Genomic DNA, 663 nt, shown 5'->3' on the forward strand with positions numbered 1-663 from the left:
CACACGGCAGGCGCCGCCCGGATCGGCCGCATTGCACGGCAGCTTTTGCAGGACGAGCCGGTGGCCGCCCGGATCGAACTGTACGGCAGTTTTGCCAAGACGTACAAAGGCCACGGCACCGACAAAGCGCTGATCGCCGGTATTCTGGGCATGGCCCCCGATGATCCCCGGCTGCGGTTTTCGCCCCGGCTGGCCCGGGAACAGGGGCTGGAGATTGCCCTGACCACCGGCGACCTTCCCGAATCCCACCCCAACACCGCCGTGCTGACCCTGACCGGCCGCAGCGGCGGCACCCTGACGGTGCGGGGTTCCAGCATCGGCGGCGGCAACATTGTGATCGACGCCATCAACGGAATGCCGGTACACATCAGTGGCCAGCACCCCAGCCTGATCGTACAGCACCGGGACCGCCCCGGCGTCATTGCCGAAGTCACCGACCTGCTGGCCGACCGCGGCGTGAACATCTGCAACTTTTCCCTGTCCCGCCGCCAGAAAGGCGGCGTGGCGGTGATGACCATCGAGATGGACGGCGGTCTGGACGAAGCCCTGGCCTGCCGTGTGCGGCAGCTGCCGGACGTGATGCTCTGCGTCACCCTGCTGCCCCAATAACAAAGGAGCAAAACGATGCCGGAAGAACTGAATTATCATTCCCTGGCGGGGCTG

General features: G+C 65.8%; 1 protein-coding gene. It reads left to right on the forward strand.

The features are described 5' to 3' along the window. A partial coding sequence (sdaAB, locus tag H6B10_RS14965; protein ID WP_204652306.1) for an L-serine ammonia-lyase, iron-sulfur-dependent subunit beta occupies nucleotides 1-609 on the forward strand: 609 nt, incomplete at its 5' end. Nucleotides 610-663 lie beyond the last annotated feature (54 nt).

Source organism: Gemmiger formicilis (assembly GCF_016901605.1).
GTDB classification, from domain to species: domain Bacteria; phylum Bacillota; class Clostridia; order Oscillospirales; family Ruminococcaceae; genus Gemmiger; species Gemmiger formicilis_B.